Origin of the sequence: Streptomyces sp. AA4 (assembly GCF_000158875.1) — a bacterium.
Lineage (GTDB): Bacteria > Actinomycetota > Actinomycetes > Mycobacteriales > Pseudonocardiaceae > Amycolatopsis.
Genome location: NZ_GG657746.1, coordinates 3,333,173 through 3,349,797 on the forward strand (window position 1 = coordinate 3,333,173; position 16,625 = coordinate 3,349,797).

Genomic DNA, 16,625 nt, shown 5'->3' on the forward strand with positions numbered 1-16,625 from the left:
AGTCCGGTTCGACCAGGCAGCGGCCGGTCACCGAGCCGAGGCCGGGGTGGGCGTCGAGCACGTCGGCGGCGCGGGTGAGGGAGCCTGGCTGCCAGGTGGTGTCGTCGTCGCAGAACGCCACGTACGGCGTCGTCACCTCGCGGACCGCGATGTTGCGGCCGACCGCACCGAGGTTCTGGTCGAGCCGAATCAGCCGCAGCGAGGGGAAATCGCGGGCGACCAGGTCGGCGGTGCCGTCGGAGGACGCGTTGTCCACCACCAGGATCGGCGGCCGCTCCGGCAGCGCGACCAGGTGCTTGAGCGTTTCCCGCAGCTGGTCGCGGCGGTTGTGCGTGATGACCACAACGGACGTCCGGTCCATGCTCATCCCTCCGTCAGCCGGGCTTGTCGTTCGATCGCGGCGGGCAGCACCCGGCGGTGAGCCAGCGCGCGCGGCAGCCGGACCGCGGCGGCGGCCAGTGCGGCGAGCAGACCTGGGTTCCGACGCGCGTGGGTGAGCAGCCGCCGCAGCTGGGTCGCGCAGACGTCGGCTGGTCGTCGCTGCCAGCTGATGAGCAGTTGGTTCCGCGCTTCGGCTCGCTGTCGCCAGCCCGGCGAGGGGCGCGCGGAAGACGGGTGATGGTGGGCCACGACGTCTTCCGCGTAGCAGAGTTGCCAGCCCGCGGCGGCGAGATCGTAGGAGAGCAGCTGTTCCTCGGCTCCGAAGTGGAGCATCGGGCTGAATCCGCCGACCTGCAGGAACGCCGACCTGCGCACGATCGCGGAGCAGGCGAGGAACCCCAGCACGAGCGGGCCGGGCGCGTCCGGCGGAGTCCCCAATGGACTGTGGGCGAGGGCTGGCGTGATGGGGTCTTCGCGCTGGTGCGGGCCGACCAGGGTCCGGCCGGTGAGGAGGCCGAGCCGCGGGTGCGCGTCGAAGAGGTTTTCGGCGCGGCGCAGGGCGTCGGAGGCCCACCAGGAGTCGTCGTCGCTGAACGCGACATACGGCGTCTGAGCAGCGATGACGCCTTGGTTGCGCGCCGCAGCACCGTGATTGTGCGGGCTTCGGATCACCCGCACCTGCTCGAAGGAGGCCGCGACCTTCGCCGTGTCATCGGCAGAACCGTTGTCCAGGACGATTACGGGCGGCTTGGGGTCCATTGTGGACAGTTCACTGAGAGTGCGGGCCAGTTCGCCGGCCCGATTGCGGGTGGCCACGACGACGGTTGTCCGGTTCACGGCATTCCCTTGAGCGCGCCGACGAGTTCGGCGAGCGGTCCCGGGAACGGGTGTTCCGCGGCGGCCCGGGCGCGGGCTTCGGCGGAGCAGCACCAGTCGAACCACTTGTCGAGGTCGGCGCGGGCGGCGTCCGCGGGCAGGACGGCGGGCCAGCGCAGCGCGTGTGCCTGGGCGGTCACTTTGCCGCCGTGCGCGACGGGGTCGACGGCGAGCACCGGGATCCCCGCTTTGAGGCCGAGCGCGAGGCCGTGCAGCCGGGTGCTGACCAGCACGTCCATCCGGGACAGCGTGCTCACGAACTGGTCCGGGGTCGCGCAATGCCGCCAGTCGTCGGTGGCGAGGCGGGTGTCGAGCGGGACGCGGCCGCAGTCGAGGTCGCGCAGCCATTCGGCGAGGGTCGCGTGCACCGTGTCGTGGCGTCGGTCCGCGCCGTATTCGGGCTGGTCCGGCGCGAGCAGCACGCCGACTACCGGCGGTGCTTCGAGCCAGGCCGCCAGCGAGAGGTCCGCGGCGCAGGCGTCGCCGTCGTCGCGGGGGAGGACCAGGTCGAATCCGGTGACCGCCGGGTCGGCTGGATCGGGCACGGACACGCCGATCGCCAGCCGTCGGCAGTGCGCGTAACGCTGGTGCAACTCGCGCAGTTGCGTGCCGCGCAACGGTCCGCAGGCGAAGACGACGTGGGTGAACGCGTCCGGCTCGGCTTCGGCCAGGTGCGGGCCTTCGGGGCGGAACGCGGGGCTCCACACCGTCAGGTGGTCGACCCCGGCTTGAGTGAGGACGTCGCTCACCGCGCGCAAACTCAGCACGTCGCCCGCGGTGGCCTCGCCGCGGGCGAAACTCGCCCAGCCGGTCAGGAGTACTCGCATGCCCGGCGGTTACCCGTGAGTCGCGGTGGTTAACGCGGCGTGGCAAGGGTATCCCGCGCGACATGGCTTTCTCCCACGCGGTAGTCACCGGCGGAGCCGGATTCGTAGGCGCGCGGCTGTGCGCGAAACTGCTCGAAGAGGGCGCGAGAGTGACCGCAGTGGACAACCTCGCGACGGCCCGCCCCGGCGCGCTCGACGCCGTCGCCCGACATCCGCGGTTCCGGTTGCTGGAGCACGACGTGACCAGGCCGATCCCGGTCCCGGGGGCGGTCGACGTGGTGTTCCACCTGGCCTCGCCAGCGTCTCCCCGGGACTATTACCGGCTGCCGCTCGAGACGCTGCGCGTGGGTTCGGCCGGCACCGAGAACGCCCTCGCCGCGGCGCGCGGGGCACGGTTCGTTCTCGCGTCCACCAGCGAGGTGTACGGCGACCCGCTGCAGCATCCGCAGCGCGAAACCTATTGGGGCAACGTGAATCCGATCGGGCCGCGCAGTGTGTACGACGAGGCCAAACGCTATGCCGAGGCGTTGACCAGCGCGATGCGCCGGGAGAAGGGCGCGGACACCGGGATCGCGCGGATCTTCAACACCTACGGCCCCGGCATGCGAGCCGACGACGGGCGGATGGTGCCGTCCTTCATCACCAAGGCGCTCGCGGGGGAACCGCTGACCGTCGAAGGCAGCGGACGGCAGACGCGCTCGTTGTGTTATGTGGACGACACCGTCGACGGTTTGCTCGCGTTGGCGCGGTCGGGCTACCCCGGACCGGTGAATATCGGCAACCCGCATGAGCTTTCGGTGCGCGAGATCGCGGAACGGGTGATCGCGATTACCCAGTCGTCCTCGCGGATCGTGCATGTCGAGGCAGCGGTGGACGATCCGCGGCGGCGGTGCCCGGACATTTCGCTGGCCCGGCAAGTGCTCGGCTGGTCCCCGCGGGTCGCTGCGGGGGAGGGGTTGCGGCGGACGGTGGACTGGTTCGCGGCGCGGCAGGTCGCGGCTGCGTGAGACGGTGGTGGTGTCGGGGGAACGGCGACGTGCTCCCGCCTTCGCCGGGCGTCTTCTCCGATGATGCATGTCGACGCCGCGGTGCGAGCATTTCGCTGGCTCGGCAGGTCGCGGCCGCTTGAAACCGGGGTGTCGCTTCGGTGAGTAGCGACGTCCTGGGCTTTTCCGGCTGCTTCGTTTATCCCCGACTTCGCCGGGTAGTGCTTCCGGGACGGCGGGCCACCGGGGTCCGCCCGGCGGGGAGAGGGGATGAGCGGGTGCGCTTCCTGGGAATCAACGCGGTGTTCCACGACCCCGCCGCCGCGCTGGTCGTCGACGGCCGGATCGTCGCGGCGGCCGAGGAAGAGCGGTTCAGCCGGCGCAAGCACGGCAAGCAGGCGGTGCCGTTCTCGGCGTGGGAACAGCCGGGGCAGGCCGCGCGCTGGTGCCTCGAGCGGGCCGGGCTCACCGCGGCGGACCTCGACGCGGTGGGGTTTTCCTACGATCCGGACCTGGTCGAACCCGGCCTCGCCGGACACGATCCCAGCGGCGAGGAATTGCGGACTGAATTCGCCCGCCGCGCCCCGAAATTCCTCGCCAGCGAACTGCCCGGATTGGACCAGCGGAAGGCCCGGTTCGTCCGGCACCACGTCGCGCACGCCGCGTCGGCCGCGCTGGCCGGGCCGCCGGGCGACACCGCGGTGCTGGTCGCGGACGGACGCGGCGAAAGCACGTCGTACCTGGCCGGCGAGTATCGCGACGGACGGTTCAAAGAGCTTGCCGCGCAAAAGCTTCCGCACTCGCTCGGTCTGTGCTACGAGGATCTTACCGAACATTTGGGCTTCGCGCGGTCGAGCGACGAGTACAAAGTGATGGCGCTGGCGTCCTACGGCGGACCGGTGCATCTCGATTATCTCCGCGAGCGCGTCTACGTGACCGGCGATGGAGGATTTCGCACTGAGCTGATCGACTGGTCCGCTCTCGCGCCGCGCTGTGCGCCGGGCGAGGAACCGACGCGGCGGCACGCGGATCTCGCGTCCAGTGTCCAGCATGTCCTGGAAGAAGTGCTCCTCGACCTCGCCCGCTGGCTGCACGACCAGACCGGGCACCGGAGGTTGACCCTGGCCGGCGGCATCGCGCTCAACTGCGTGGCCAACACCCGGCTGCACGCGGAAAGCCCGTTCGAATCCGTCTGGATCCAGCCCGCCGCCGGAGACGCCGGGACCGCGCTCGGAGCCGCGCTTCAGCTGGCGGCCGACGCGGGCGAGCGGATCGAACCGATGTCCGGCGCCGCGCTCGGTCGCGAGTGGACCGACGCCGAGCTGGAAGCCATTCTGCAGAAGGCGAAACTGGACTACGAACGACCGGACGACGTCTCGGACGCGGTGGCGGACGCACTGGCTGACGACCAGATCGTGGCCTGGTTCCAAGGCCGCGCCGAGTTCGGCCCGCGTGCGCTCGGGCACCGGTCGCTGCTCGCGCACCCCGGTCGCGCCGGGAATCTGGAGCGGCTCAACGACGTGAAGGGCCGCGAGCAATTCCGCCCGGTGGCCCCGATGGTGCTCGCCGACCGCGCGGAGGAGATCTTCTCGCGCGGCCCGTTTCCCAGTCCCTACATGCTTTTCGTGCACGACGTCGCCGACGAGTGGCGCGAGCGGCTGCCCGCGGTGACCCATGTGGACGGTACCGCCCGGGTGCAAACCGTCGACCCGACAGACGATCCGCGAACCGCGCGCGTGCTTTCCGGATTCGCGCACCGGACCGGGCTTCCGGTCGTCGTCAATACCAGCCTGAACACCGCGGGGCGGCCGATGGTCGATTCTCCGCGCGACGCGTTGGAGTGTTTCGGTTCGGCTCCGGTGGATGTTCTGGCGTTAGGTCCGTTCGTGGTCCGGCGTCACCGGAACCGCTGACTTTCTGAGGAGGTGCCGTCATGGCAGACCACTTCGCCGACTTGTGCTCGGCCGCGCAACGATTGCGTTTCGCCACGCCGCGCATTGCCGCGTGGGGAACCCATCTGGCCAGTGTTTTCGAAGACGGCGGGCGGTTGCTCGCGTGCGGCAACGGCGGGAGCGCCGCCGAAGCGCAGCACCTGACCGGCGAGCTGGTCGGCCGGTTCCGCCGCGAACGCCGTCCCCTGTCGGCAATCGCGCTGCACGCCGACACCTCGGCGCTGACCGCGATCGGCAACGACTACGACGAAGCGGAGTTGTTCGCCCGCCAGGTCCGCGCCCACGGACGGCCCGGCGACGTGCTCGTCTGCCTGTCGACCAGCGGCACCAGCCAAAACGTCGTCGCGGCGGCGAAAGCGGCGCAGGAAATCGGCGTGACCACCTGGGCGTTCACCGGACCGGCGCCGAACCCGCTCGCCGCGTTGTGCGACGACGCGGTGGCGGTCGACGCGCCGAGCACGGCCACCGTGCAGGAACTGCATCTGGCGCTGGTGCACGCGTTGTGCGAAGCCTTGGACGACGCGCTCGGGGTGCCCGCGTGAAGCCGCTGGTGGTGGTCGGCGACGTATTCCTCGACGTGGATGCCGAGGGCGTCGCGGAACGGCTCTGCCCGGACGCGCCCGTCCCGGTCGTCGACGTGACCCGCCGGTGGCTGCGCGCTGGCGGAGCAGGTCTCGCCGCCGTGCTGGCAGCCCGGTCGACCGCTGAGGTGGTTCTCGTGACCGCACTCGGCGACGATCGTTCCGCCCGCACGCTCGCCGGGCTGCTCGAACCGGAAGTGACGCTGGTGCCGGTCCCGCTGGAGGGCCGCACCGTGTCGAAGACGCGGATCCGCGCGGCGGGGCAATCGTTGGTGCGCTTGGATTCCGGCGAAGGCGTCGCGTCCGCGGACGGCCTGCCGGACCGTGCCGAGCGCGCGTTGCGCGGTGCCGGGGCGATCCTGGTGTCCGACTACGGCCGGGGCATGACGCGGAACCAGCGGCTGCGGGAAGTGCTGACCGAGCTGGCGGACGAGATCCCGGTGGTGTGGGACCCGCATCCGCGCGGGACCGAGCCGGTGCCGGGAACGCGGCTGGTCACGCCGAACGCCAGCGAGGCCACCGCAGTGGTTCCGGACGCGCTCGAGATGCCGGGTCTGCTGCGTGAACGCTGGAGCGCGGACGCGGTCGCCGTGACTATCGGTTCCCGAGGCGCCTTGGTGGCTGACGGTAAGTCAGTGCGCCGGATTTCGGTGCCGGAAGGTGCGCAAGTCAGCGGCAGCGCCACGGATACTTGCGGCGCGGGCGATCGGTTCGCGGCGGCTGCGGCAGCTGGCTTGCTCGACGGTGCTCCGATTGCGGACGCAGTGCGCGTTGCGGTCGAGGCGGCAGCGCGGTTTGTCGCCGCGGGCGGGGCCAGTGCACTGTCCATTGAGGAAGACCGCGCCGCTGAGTCCAGTGTGGACACTCCGGATTTCTCGGCCGGAAACGCTTTCGCGGTAGCGGAACGGGTCCGCGCGGCCGGTGGACGGCTCGTCGCGACCGGGGGTTGTTTCGACCTTCTGCACCCCGGCCACGTCAGCCTGCTGCGCCAGGCGCGCGCTCTCGGCGACGCCCTGGTGGTGTGCGTGAACTCGGACAGTTCCGTCCGCCGGCTGAAAGGCCCGGGACGTCCGCTGTTGTCCGCGCCGGACCGGGCACGCCTGCTGACCGCACTGTCCGTGGTGGACGCGGTGGCGGTCTTCGACGAATCGTCCCCGGTCGCGATCCTGGAACGGCTGCGGCCGGACGTCTGGGTCAAGGGCGGCGATTACGCCGAGGCGGAGCTGCCCGAACGGGCGGTGGTCGAACGGCACGGCGGCGAGGTCGTGCTGGTGCCGACCCTGCCCGGCTATTCGACGACGAGGCTGGTCGCCGCCGCGGCCGGCCAGTGAATCTTCGAGGGAGTCTGATGCGTTCTCTTGGCAACGTCCTGATCACCGGCGGCGCGTCCGGTCTCGGCGCCGCGACCGTCGAGGCGGTCCGCGCGGAGGGCGGCACCCCCTGGGTGCTGGACCGTGCCGAACCCGCCGACGGAGTGGAATTCGTGCAGGTCGACCTCGCGGACTCCGGCGCGGCCGAGGCAGCCGTCCGCGAGGTGGCCGAAAGAGCGGGCGGTCTCGACGGCGTGGTGACCGCGGCGGGGATCGACGCGTGCGGTCCGCTCGGCGAGGTCCCGGCGAAGGACTGGGAGCGAGTCGTGCACGTGAACCTCCTCGGCACGGTCGCCGTGGTGCGCGCCGCGCTGCCGTACCTGGAGCAGTCGCACGGCCGGATCGTCACGGTGTCCTCGACGCTCGGCATCAAGGCCGTCAGCGACGCGACCGCATACTGCGCGTCGAAATTCGGCGTGGTCGGCTTCACGCGCGCGCTGGCCGCGGAGCTGGCGGGCCGCGTCGGCGTGACGCTGCTCGTCCCGGGCGGGATGTGGACCCGCTTCTTCGACGACCGGACGGAGCAGTACCGCCCGCCCGCGGACGCGAAGCTGAACCGGCCGGAACATGTCGCCGGAACGATCGCGTTCGCGCTCGGCCAGCCGCCGGACGCGGAGGTGCGGGAACTGGTCGTGTGCGCTTCGGAGGAGGGGTCGTGGCCGTGAGCCGCCGAATCGCGGAGGAGGCCCGGCCATGAGCATCCTGGCTCTGCGCGCCCTGGGCATCGGCGACCTGCTCACCGCGGTCCCCGCCCTGCGCGGCCTGCGCCAGGCTCATCCGGAAGAACGGCTGGTGCTCGCCGCGCCCGCCTGGCTCCGGGACCTGGTCGAACTGGTCGACGCGGTGGACGAACTGCTGCCCACCCCCGGGCTCGGCGTCCTGCGCTGGCCGGGTCCGCCGCCGCGGCTGGCGGTGAACCTGCACGGCAACGGCCCGGAGAGCATCCGCGACCTGATGGCCGTCCTGCCGGGCACGCTGCTCACCCACCGCAACCGGGCCGTCCCGGAGATCCCGGGCCTGGACTGGACGCCGGGCCTCCACGAGGTCGACCGCTGGTGCCGGCTGGTCGAGTACGGCCAGTGCCCAGCCGACCGGCGCGACCTGCGGATTTCCCCGCCGCCCGGGCCGAGTCCGGCGCCGGGGGCCGTCGTCGTGCATCCGGGCGCGGCGTTTCCCGCCCGGCGCTGGCCGCCGGAGCGGTTCGCGGAGGTGGCGCGCGAGCTGGCCGCGGCCGGACATCGCGTGGTATTCACCGGATCGGCGGCCGAGCGCGGGCTGGCGGAGGAGGTCGCGCGCCGGGTCGGGCTGGGCGCGGACGCGGTGCTCGCCGGACAGACCGGGCTGGCCGAACTGGCCGCGCTCGTCGCGGAAGCGGCGCTCGTGGTGTGCGGCGACACCGGCGTCGGGCACCTCGCGACCGCTTTCGGCACGCCGTCCGTCCTGCTCTTCGGTCCGACGCCGCCCCGCTGCTGGGGTCCGCCGCCGGACGTTCCGCAGCACGTCGTGCTGTGGGTCGGCGACGTCGGCGATCCGCACGGCGCCGAACCGGACGCCGGATTGCTGTTGCTGAGCACGGATCGCGTGCTGGCGGCGGCGCAATCGGTGCTGCGGGAGGGGGTGTCGCATGGCTGAGCGGATCGGCGTCCTCGGTGCGGGCTACGTCGGGCTCACGACGGCGGCCTGCTTCGCCGCGATGGGCCATCAAGTGTCCACTGTAGACATCGACGAGGCCAAGGTTTCCCGGCTCCGGAACGGGGAAGTCGACCTCGCCGAACCGGGGCTGCCGGAATTGGTCTCCGAAGGGCTCCGAGAGGGCACGCTGGCCTTCTCCGGGGATTTCGCCGCCGTCGCCGGGTCGACGATCGTGTTCCTGTGCCTGCCGACCCCGCCGGGCGAAGACGGCGCCCCGGACCTGCGCGCGCTGCGCAGCGCCCTCGGCGACCTTGGCCGCGTGCTCGCGCCGGGCACGATCGTGGTGACGAAATCGACCGTGCCGGTCGGGACCGCGCAACGGATTCCCGACTGCCTCGGCCGCGCGGACCTTCCGGTGGTCAGCAATCCGGAATTCCTGCGCGAAGGCCATGTCGTGCACGATTTCCGGTGCCCGGACCGCGTGGTCGTCGGCGCTGATCCGCCGGATTCGCCCGCCGCGGACCGGGTCGCGCTCCTCTACGCGCCGACCGAAGCCAGGGTGGTGCGCACGAGCAGCGCGAGCGCCGAGCTGGCCAAATACGCCAGCAACGGCTTCCTCGCGGTGAAGGCGTCGTACGCCAACACCCTGGCCGAACTGTGCGAACAGTGCGGTGCGGATGTCCGCGACGTCGCCGCGGTGATGGGCCTCGACCCGCGGATCGGCCCGCACTTCCTGGCCCCCGGACCCGGCTGGGGCGGGTCGTGCCTGCCGAAGGACGCGAGCGCGCTGTTGCGGGCAGCGGATTCGGCGGGCGTCGAGTTCGGCCTGCTGCGCGACGCGGTGCGGGTGAACGCCCGGCAGCGCACGCGCATGGTCCGCGCGATCCGGACGGCCGCGACCGGTCGGCCGGACGGTCCGCTCGACGGCGTCCGCGTCGGCGTTCTGGGCCTGGCGTTCAAAGCGGGCACCGGCGACGTCCGCGATTCCCCGGCGGTCGCCGTCGCGGCCGAACTGGTCCGGCAGGGCGCCGAGGTCACCGCCTACGACCCGGCTGTCCAGTCCGAAATGGACGGTGCGACCGTCGTGGACGACCCCTATCTGGTCGCGAAAGACGCGGCCGCGCTGGCCGTTCTCACCGAATGGCCGGAGTTCCGCGACCTCGACTGGTGCCGGCTCGCCGAAGCGGCGGACCGGCCGGTCGTGGTCGACACCCGCAATGTGCTCGATCCGACCGTGCTCGCCGAGGCCGGGTTCGCCCGGATCGGCGTCGGCACCCCTGTGGAGGTTCCTGATGCGTGTTCTCGCCCTCGGCTGCACCCTCAAGCGCTCGCCGGACCGCTCCAGCAGCGACCTGATCGCCCGGCAGCTGCTCGACCTGTTCGCGGAACGGGGGGTGACCGGCGAACTGGTCCGGGTGGCCGACCATGACGTGCGCCCCGGCATCGAGACCGACATGGGCGACGGCGACGAATGGCCGGAAATCCGGCGCAAGGTCAACGCCGCGGACATCGTGCTGATCTCGACGCCGACCTGGGTCGGGCACATGTCGAGCATCGCGCAGCGGGTCGTGGAACGGCTGAACGCCGAACAGTCCGAGACCGACGACGAGGGCCGCCCGGGCATGTTCGGCAAGGTCGGCGTCGTCGCGGTGGTCGGCAACGAGGACGGCGCGCACAAGATCACCGCGGATCTTTTCCAGTCCCTCAACGACATCGGCTTCACCATCCCGGCCCAGGGCGGCACGTACTGGAACGGGGAAGCCATGCAGGGCGGCGACTACCAGGACTTGGACGAGACGCCCGAGGCGGTCGCGTCGACCAACGCGACGCTGGTGCGGAACGCGGTGCACCTGGCGGAGTTGCTGGGGAAACAGCAGTACCCGGCTTCGTGACCCCTGCTGGCCGGGCTGCCCGAGGAGCAGCCCGGCCCTTACGGCCGTTGCCCGACCCCCGTAGCGATCTCGTGCCCGCGATGCTCGTCCGGAGCCAACGGCGGGGTGCCTCCGCCTTTCCCCTGCCGCAACCCGTGCAGAAACTCCTGGACGGTCGCCTCCGCGGACCACGTCGGCTGCCACTCCAACTCGGACCGCGCCCGTGCGGTATCCATCACCGGCAGCCGCAGCACCGTGTCGAAAAGCCCCGGCGTCGCGGGCACCAGATGCATTCGCCAGGCCGCGGCGAGCGCGGGCTTGACCAAACCGGCCGGGACCGGCACCCGCCGCGCGCGCAGCAGCCGGGCCAGCAGCCGAGGGTCTACCACCGGTTCCGTCGCGATGTTGAACGCCCCGGAGACCGGCCGCAGGACGCAGCGGCGGATGGCGTCGGCGAGATCGTCGGCGTGCACGACCTGGAACCGCAGGCCCGGGATGTCCGGCACGATCGGCACGAGGCCCGGCCGGAGCAGGCTGCCCGGCACGAACGGTCCGGCGAACAACCGCCGTTGCTCGGTCGACGCCGTGCGCTGGAAGACGAACCCGGGCCGCACCCGCACCACCCGGATCTCCGGATGCGTCCGTTCGAAGGAGTCCAGAAGCCGCTCTACGTAAGCCTTTTCGCGCGGATACGCCGCACCTGGCCAGCCGTGCGTCGGATAGTCCTCGGTGACCGGGCGGTCGTCGGAAGCGGGGGAGTAGGCCCCGACCGAGGAGGCCACCACCAGCGTCGACACCCCTGCCGCGGCCGCGGCCTCGAACACCCGGAGCGAGCCGCGGACGTTCGCCTCCCAGGTGAGGTCCGGGCGATGGGTCGGCTGGAACAGCCACGCCAGATGGACCACCGTGTCGGCGTCGCGCAGCACGGGAGTCAGCTCGTCGTGCGCGACGTCGACGCCGACGTACTCCGTCTTCGGCGGCGGAATGCCCGCCGGACGCCGTTCGAGGCCGGTGATCGCCTCGACCTCGGGGTCGGCCGCCAGCGCGCGCACTGTCGCGGTGCCGATGTTGCCGGTCGCGCCGGTCACCGCGATCCGTCGGGAAGTCATCGGGCCCGGGTACCCGCCGGAGTCGCGGTCAATCAGTGCTGGTCCAGCTGCCGCAACAGCCGCCGGACCGGCAACGCCATCGCGCCGAGCCCGAGCGTCGCGGTCACGCCGTCGTCCGACGACACCAGCCGGTCCTCGACCTGGCCCACCAGCGAACGGCAGCGCTCCAGATCGACGTCGCGACCCGGAACCGCGGCATCCCGCACCGCGGAGGCGAGTTCCCGCAACAGGTCGGCGAGCGCCTCGCGGGCCTTCGGCCACGGATAGACGAACGGCTCGCGCCCCTCCGACGTCGTACGCACTGCCTCGACCAGCTGCTCGACCGGCGGCCACAACGCACCCAGCGTCCGCAGCGAGTACTCGTGCCGCTCTCCGGAATGCCGGCTTCGCTTGCGCAGGTTGAGAAACCGGCCTTCCCGGGTGAGCCCGGAAGCGTCCTCGGCCGCCCGCGCGAGACTGCGCACGTCGCTGATCTTGCCGAGCCATTCGTCCAGATTCTCCGGCGGCTCGTCGGCCCGCACCAGCTCGGCGGTGTCCTCCAGCAGCCCGGCGAGCGCGGACGCGAGCCGATCGGCCGCGGCGGCGACGCGTTCGCCGTACAGCGGAGGGAAGATCAGCACGTTGACCGCCAGCCCGATCGCGGCGCCGAGCGCGGTTTCCAGCAGCCGGTCGCCGAGCAGTTCCGAACTGCGTGCGGTCCCGTAGGTGACCAGCAGCATCCCGGTCACCCCGACCCACACGCCGGAACCGCCGAGCCGCCGCCACGAGCCGATCAGCAACCCGACGAAGACCACGATGGCCAGCGTGACCGTCTGCTCGGACACCACCTGCGACACGCCGGCCGCGAGCAGCACGCCGAGCGTGACCGCGCCGACCTGCTGCGCCCACCCGAGCAGGCTCCGGTACACGGTGGCTTCCACCAGGAAAACCGCCGCGTACGGCGCGAGGAACGGCTGGGACAGCCCGATCACCTTCGTGGCGAGCAGCCAGGCCGCGACGGCGGCGACGGTCGCCTTGGCGGTCTGCAGCGCGGTGCGTCGCTCGCTGCCGGGCACGCGGATCGCGCGAGCCGCCCAGCCCAGCGGCGTGCGATCGAGTCTGGGCGTCACGCGCGTACGGGCGCGCCCAGGTGGACGAGCTTGGTCTGGGTCATCTCGTCGAGCAGTTCGGGACCGTATCCGTAGCCGGATCCGCTGCCGCGCCGCGGCTGGGCCGCCCCGCCCGGCGCGCCGCCGAACACGGCGTTCACCTTGACCGTTCCGACTGCCAGCTCCCGCCACGCGTGCTGCGCGTGTTCCATCGACGCGGTAAGCACGGTCGCCGCGAGCCCGTAATCGTCGTTCGCGGCCTCGGCCAGCCCGTGTTCGAAGGAATCCACCACGCACAACGGCGCGACCGGTCCGAAGGTTTCCTCGCGCATCACGCGCATCTGGCTGGTGCATCCGGTGAGGACCGTCGCGGGGTAATGCGCGCCTGGCCCGGGCGGGATCTCGCCCCCGGTGCGGATCGCGGCCCCCAGCGATACGGCGTTCTCCACGTGCGAATGTACGTGATCGCGGTGCCTCGGGTCGACCAGCGGAGCGAGCTTCTTCTCCCGGGCGATTTCGACAAGTGCTTCGGTGAACGCCTCGGCTAGCGCGCGGTGCACGTAAATCCGTTCCACCGCGACGCAAATCTGCCCGGAGTTCGCGAACGCGCCGAGCGCGGCCTGCTCCGCCGCCCAGCGCGGGTCCACGTCCTCGTCCACCACGAGCGGGTCGTTGCCGCCGTTCTCCAGGAGCGCCTTCGCTCCGGTCGCGGCCGCGCTCGCGGCGATCGACCGGCCGGTGGCGGTGCTGCCGACGTGCGCGAGGACGTCCACATCGCTCCGCGCGGCCAGCACCGCGCCGATCCGGCCGTCGCCGTGCACGGTCTGCAGCACCCCCTCGGGAAAGACTCCGGCCAAGACCTCGCCGAACAGCGTTCCGGTGTGCGGACACCGTTCGCTCGGCTTGTGCACCACGGTGTTTCCGGTGACGACGGCCGCGCCGATGAGCCCGCACGAGACAGCGACCGGGTCGTTCCACGGCGTCAGCGCGACCACCACCCCGCGCGGTTCCGGGACCATCAGATCGGTGGCCGCGAAATCCCCGAGCAGGCTGCGGCCGCGATGCACCGGGCCCAGTTCGGAGTACTGGTCGAGGGTCCCGGCTCCGGCGAGCACCCCGGCCTTGGCCTCCTCGAGCGGACGGCCGGTTTCGCGCCGGTTGATCTCGGCCAGGTCGTCGGCGTGCGCGCGCAGCCGGTCCGCGGCGGCACGCAGGGCCGCGCCGCGCTCGGCGGCCGGGGTCCGGCCCCAGCCCGGCTGCGCCCGGTGCGCGAGGCCGAGCGCGGCGTCGAGTTCGTCCGGGCTGGCCATCGGGACCGCGCCGACCGGGCTCCCGTCGGCCGGGTCGGTGATCGCGAGCGTGGCGGCCCGGTCGTCGAGCGTGGTCATCGCACCTCCTGGTAAGTCGGTCGCGCTGCGGGTACCCCGGCGTACGTGCTGTCATGCGTTCCGTTTGCCTGCGCGGATGCGGGGTAAACCGGGCCGGTGAACACTTTCCCGGACTACTCCGTGGTGATCCCGACGACCGGCCGCCCCGCGCTGCGGACCCTGCTGGACACGCTCGTGGCCGCCGAGGGCCCCGGCCCAGCCGAGGTCATCGTGGTCGACGACCGTCCACAAGGGACCGCGCTGGAGGCGCCCGAGGGCGTCCGGGTGCTGCGCTCGTGCGGCCGGGGCCCGGCGGCCGCGCGGAATGTCGGCTGGCGTGCGGCGAAGTCCGAGTGGATCGCTTTCGTGGACGACGACGTGGTCCTCGCCGCCGACTGGCCCGTCCAGCTGGTCGCCGACCTCGCCCGGCTGCCGCCGGAAGCCGCCGCGTCGCAGGCCAGGATCGTGGTTCCGTTGCCGGAAAACCGGAAGCCCACGGACGACGAACGCGGCACCGCCGGACTGGAAACCGCGCGCTGGATCACCGCGGACATGGCTTACCGGCGGTCCGCGCTGGTCGAGACCGGCGGTTTCGACGAGCGTTTCCCGCGTGCGTTCCGGGAAGACTCCGACCTGGCCCTGCGCGTTGTCCTCAAAGGACACCGCATCGAACGCGGCGAACGGGTCACGACCCATCCCGCGCGCCGTTCGGGATTCTTCGCCAGCGTCAAAGCCCAGCGAGGCAACGCGGACAACGCGCGCATGCGGTACAAGCATGGCGTCCTTTGGCGGCAGCGAACCGGCGAGGGCAGCGGAATGCTGGGACGGCACGCGCTGACCGTCGCCACCGCTGTCGCCGCGCTCGCGCCCCGGAAGCGTCGCCTCGCCTTGGCGGCCTGGGCCGGGTTGACCGGTGCCTTCGCCGTGCAACGCATCCGTTCCGGGCCAGCCACGCCCGGCGAGATCGCGCGCATGCTGGTGACGAGCGTGCTGATCCCGCCCGCCGCCTGCTACCACCGGCTCCGCGGGGAAATCGCCGCGCGCCGTTCCCTCGCGCCGCAGGCAGTGCTGTTTGACCGCGACGACACGCTGATCCACGACGTCCCTTACCTGTCGGATCCGGAGCAGGTCCGGCCGGTCGACGGAGCGGTCGGCCTCGTGCGGGAGCTCCGGCGGAAAGGCGTCCGGGTAGGTGTGGTGAGCAATCAGTCCGGAGTCGCGAAAGGACTGATCGAACCGGTTCAGCTCGACGCGGTGAACGCCCGCGTGGAGGAGTTGTTCGGCGAGTTCGGCACCTGGCAGGTCTGCCCGCACGACGCCGGCGACGGCTGCGGCTGTCGCAAACCTTCCCCGGAACTCGTCCGGCGAGCGGCGAAGGAACTGCGGGTCGATCCCGCGCGGTGCGTCGTCATCGGCGACACCGGCGCGGACGTCGACGCGGGTCTCGCCGCCGGTGCGCGCGCGGTGCTGGTGCCGACCGCTCGAACGTTGCCCGCCGAGATCGCTCGCGCGCGGCAAGAGGCGCTGGTCGCGCGAGATCTCGCGGACGCGCTGCGCCAGGCCGGAGTCGGCACGTGAAGCGCGTTCTGGTGGCCCGGCAGGACAATCTCGGCGACGTCCTGCTGGCCGGTCCTGCGATCCGGGCGGTCGCCGACCAGGCCGACCACGTCGCCCTTCTGGCCGGACCGCACGGCGCGGCCGCCGGTGAGCTGCTGCCCGGCGTGGACGAGGTACGGGTCTTCCGCGCGCCGTGGATCGACCCCGATCCGCCGCCGCTGACCCGCCCGTCCGTCGACGCCCTCGCCGAACAGCTCGCCGGATTCGACGCGGCCTTCGTGTTCACCTCGTTCCACCAGTCGCCGCTGCCGCTCGCGCTGATCCTGCGCCTGGCTGGCGTGCCGTGGATCGGCGCGATCTGCGACGACTACCCGGGCAGCCTCCTCGACCTGCGCCACCGCGTGCCGGGCGATCCGCCGGAGGCGCTGCGGATGCTGTCGCTCGTGCAAGCCGCCGGGTATCCGCTGCCGCCTGGCGACGACGGACGGCTCGCGGTCCGCCGTCCGCTGCCGGAGGTCTCCGCGCTGACCGGAATCGGCGACTACGTGGTGGTCCATCCGACGGCCTCGGTCCCGGCGCGCAGCCCCTCGCCGGTCCACAGTGGACGGATCGTGGACGCACTGACCGCGGCCGGGCACCGCGTCGTCGTGACCGGCGCGAAGCCGGAAGGAATGACCGCCGACGTCGACCTGAGCGGCCGCACGACGCTGCCCGAACTGGCCGCGGTGCTGGCCGGCGCGGAGGCCGTTGTCGCCCCTAACACCGGTCCGGCGCACCTGGCCGCGGCAGTCGGAACCCCGGTGGTGTCGCTGTTCGCGCCGGTGGTTCCCGCCGCGCGCTGGGCGCCGTTCGGAGTTCCGGCGGCCTTGCTCGGCGATCAGCACGCGCCGTGCCGGGGCAGCCGGGCGCGGACCTGTCCGGTCCCCGGCCATCCGTGCCTGGACGGCATCGACCCGGCGGAAGTGGTGGCCGCGGTGGAGGAACTGGCCAAGCGGCCGAGCCGCCGGGTGACCGCGTGACTCGCGAGG

Annotated in this window: 16 protein-coding genes; 10 read left to right on the forward strand and 6 right to left on the reverse strand. The window is 72.1% G+C overall.

Annotated elements, in window-relative coordinates; genetic code table 11:
* The 3 genes from SSMG_RS15605 to SSMG_RS44315 form a co-directional block, all read right to left on the reverse strand.
* On the reverse strand, window positions 1-367 hold a 367-nt coding region (locus SSMG_RS15605; RefSeq protein ID WP_199785913.1), incomplete at its 3' end, for a glycosyltransferase family 2 protein.
* Window positions 364-1,218 (reverse strand): glycosyltransferase family 2 protein, encoded by an 855-nt coding sequence (locus SSMG_RS15610; RefSeq protein WP_009077340.1) that lies wholly within the window; start codon window positions 1,216-1,218, stop codon window positions 364-366. The genes SSMG_RS15605 and SSMG_RS15610, both read right to left, overlap by 4 nt.
* Window positions 1,215-2,084 (reverse strand): polysaccharide pyruvyl transferase family protein, encoded by an 870-nt coding sequence (locus tag SSMG_RS44315; protein ID WP_009077338.1) that lies wholly within the window; start codon window positions 2,082-2,084, stop codon window positions 1,215-1,217. The genes SSMG_RS15610 and SSMG_RS44315 overlap by 4 nt, the downstream gene beginning before the upstream one ends.
* A 62-nt stretch (window positions 2,085-2,146) precedes the next feature.
* On the opposite strand from SSMG_RS44315, the gene SSMG_RS15620 reads away from it, so the two are divergent.
* The 8 genes from SSMG_RS15620 to SSMG_RS15655 all read left to right on the forward strand — a co-directional run bounded on the left by SSMG_RS15620 (window position 2,147) and on the right by SSMG_RS15655 (window position 10,497).
* A complete protein-coding gene (locus SSMG_RS15620) occupies window positions 2,147-3,091 on the forward strand; it encodes an NAD-dependent epimerase/dehydratase family protein (RefSeq protein ID WP_009077337.1) in 945 nt (314 codons plus the stop codon).
* A 257-nt stretch (window positions 3,092-3,348) separates the two neighbouring features.
* Complete coding sequence (locus tag SSMG_RS15625; RefSeq protein ID WP_009077342.1) at window positions 3,349-4,983, forward strand: carbamoyltransferase C-terminal domain-containing protein; 1,635 nt, start codon at window positions 3,349-3,351, stop codon at window positions 4,981-4,983.
* A gap of 20 nt (window positions 4,984-5,003) precedes the next feature.
* Window positions 5,004-5,564: an SIS domain-containing protein gene (locus SSMG_RS15630; RefSeq protein ID WP_009077343.1), complete on the forward strand. Its 561-nt coding sequence runs from the start codon at window positions 5,004-5,006 to the stop codon at window positions 5,562-5,564.
* The gene (locus SSMG_RS15635; protein WP_009077345.1) at window positions 5,561-6,934 is read left to right on the forward strand and encodes a PfkB family carbohydrate kinase; all 1,374 of its coding nucleotides are present in this window, start codon (window positions 5,561-5,563) and stop codon (window positions 6,932-6,934) included. The genes SSMG_RS15630 and SSMG_RS15635 overlap by 4 nt, the downstream gene beginning before the upstream one ends.
* A gap of 17 nt (window positions 6,935-6,951) precedes the next feature.
* Window positions 6,952-7,638 (forward strand): SDR family oxidoreductase, encoded by a 687-nt coding sequence (locus SSMG_RS15640; RefSeq protein WP_037713794.1) that lies wholly within the window; start codon window positions 6,952-6,954, stop codon window positions 7,636-7,638.
* 28 nt (window positions 7,639-7,666) lie between these two features.
* Window positions 7,667-8,605, forward strand: a complete 939-nt coding sequence (locus SSMG_RS15645) for a glycosyltransferase family 9 protein (RefSeq protein ID WP_009077349.1) — start codon at window positions 7,667-7,669, stop codon at window positions 8,603-8,605.
* Window positions 8,598-10,034, forward strand: coding sequence for a UDP-glucose/GDP-mannose dehydrogenase family protein (locus SSMG_RS15650; RefSeq protein WP_009077350.1), 1,437 nt, complete (start codon window positions 8,598-8,600; stop codon window positions 10,032-10,034). The genes SSMG_RS15645 and SSMG_RS15650 overlap by 8 nt, the downstream gene beginning before the upstream one ends.
* The gene (locus tag SSMG_RS15655; RefSeq protein WP_234392872.1) at window positions 9,958-10,497 is read left to right on the forward strand and encodes a flavodoxin family protein; all 540 of its coding nucleotides are present in this window, start codon (window positions 9,958-9,960) and stop codon (window positions 10,495-10,497) included. Before SSMG_RS15650 ends, SSMG_RS15655 begins: the two co-directional genes overlap by 77 nt.
* A gap of 38 nt (window positions 10,498-10,535) precedes the next feature.
* Here the strand turns inward: SSMG_RS15655 and SSMG_RS15660 are convergent, their stop codons facing one another.
* From SSMG_RS15660 to SSMG_RS15670, 3 genes are read right to left on the reverse strand one after another with little or no spacing between them, the layout of a single operon-like run.
* Window positions 10,536-11,585 (reverse strand): NAD-dependent epimerase/dehydratase family protein, encoded by a 1,050-nt coding sequence (locus tag SSMG_RS15660; RefSeq protein ID WP_009077353.1) that lies wholly within the window; start codon window positions 11,583-11,585, stop codon window positions 10,536-10,538.
* Window positions 11,586-11,617: 32 nt separating this feature from the next.
* On the reverse strand, window positions 11,618-12,694 hold the full coding sequence (locus SSMG_RS15665; RefSeq protein WP_009077355.1) for an aromatic acid exporter family protein: 1,077 nt from the start codon (window positions 12,692-12,694) through the stop codon (window positions 11,618-11,620).
* On the reverse strand, window positions 12,691-14,061 hold the full coding sequence (locus tag SSMG_RS15670; protein ID WP_009077357.1) for an aldehyde dehydrogenase: 1,371 nt from the start codon (window positions 14,059-14,061) through the stop codon (window positions 12,691-12,693). Before SSMG_RS15670 ends, SSMG_RS15665 begins: the two co-directional genes overlap by 4 nt.
* A gap of 96 nt (window positions 14,062-14,157) precedes the next feature.
* On the opposite strand from SSMG_RS15670, the gene SSMG_RS46925 reads away from it, so the two are divergent.
* Together SSMG_RS46925 and SSMG_RS15680 are read left to right on the forward strand one after the other, a co-directional pair.
* Window positions 14,158-15,618 carry an HAD-IIIA family hydrolase gene (locus SSMG_RS46925; protein ID WP_009077360.1) on the forward strand — a complete coding sequence of 487 codons (1,461 nt, stop codon included), beginning with the start codon at window positions 14,158-14,160 and terminating at the stop codon, window positions 15,616-15,618.
* The gene (locus SSMG_RS15680) at window positions 15,615-16,616 is read left to right on the forward strand and encodes a glycosyltransferase family 9 protein (RefSeq protein WP_009077362.1); all 1,002 of its coding nucleotides are present in this window, start codon (window positions 15,615-15,617) and stop codon (window positions 16,614-16,616) included. Before SSMG_RS46925 ends, SSMG_RS15680 begins: the two co-directional genes overlap by 4 nt.
* Window positions 16,617-16,625 lie beyond the last annotated feature (9 nt).

Coding starts and splice junctions, on each gene's coding strand:
- SSMG_RS15620 (WP_009077337.1), top strand. CDS start 2,147: ATGGCTTTCTCCCACGCGGTAGTCACCGGCGGAGCCGGATTCGTAGGC.
- SSMG_RS15650 (WP_009077350.1), top strand. CDS start 8,598: ATGGCTGAGCGGATCGGCGTCCTCGGTGCGGGCTACGTCGGGCTCACG.
- SSMG_RS44315 (WP_009077338.1), bottom strand. CDS start 2,084: ATGCGAGTACTCCTGACCGGCTGGGCGAGTTTCGCCCGCGGCGAGGCC.
- SSMG_RS15640 (WP_037713794.1), top strand. CDS start 6,952: ATGCGTTCTCTTGGCAACGTCCTGATCACCGGCGGCGCGTCCGGTCTC.
- SSMG_RS15660 (WP_009077353.1), bottom strand. CDS start 11,585: ATGACTTCCCGACGGATCGCGGTGACCGGCGCGACCGGCAACATCGGC.
- SSMG_RS15630 (WP_009077343.1), top strand. CDS start 5,004: ATGGCAGACCACTTCGCCGACTTGTGCTCGGCCGCGCAACGATTGCGT.
- SSMG_RS15645 (WP_009077349.1), top strand. CDS start 7,667: ATGAGCATCCTGGCTCTGCGCGCCCTGGGCATCGGCGACCTGCTCACC.
- SSMG_RS15670 (WP_009077357.1), bottom strand. CDS start 14,061: ATGACCACGCTCGACGACCGGGCCGCCACGCTCGCGATCACCGACCCG.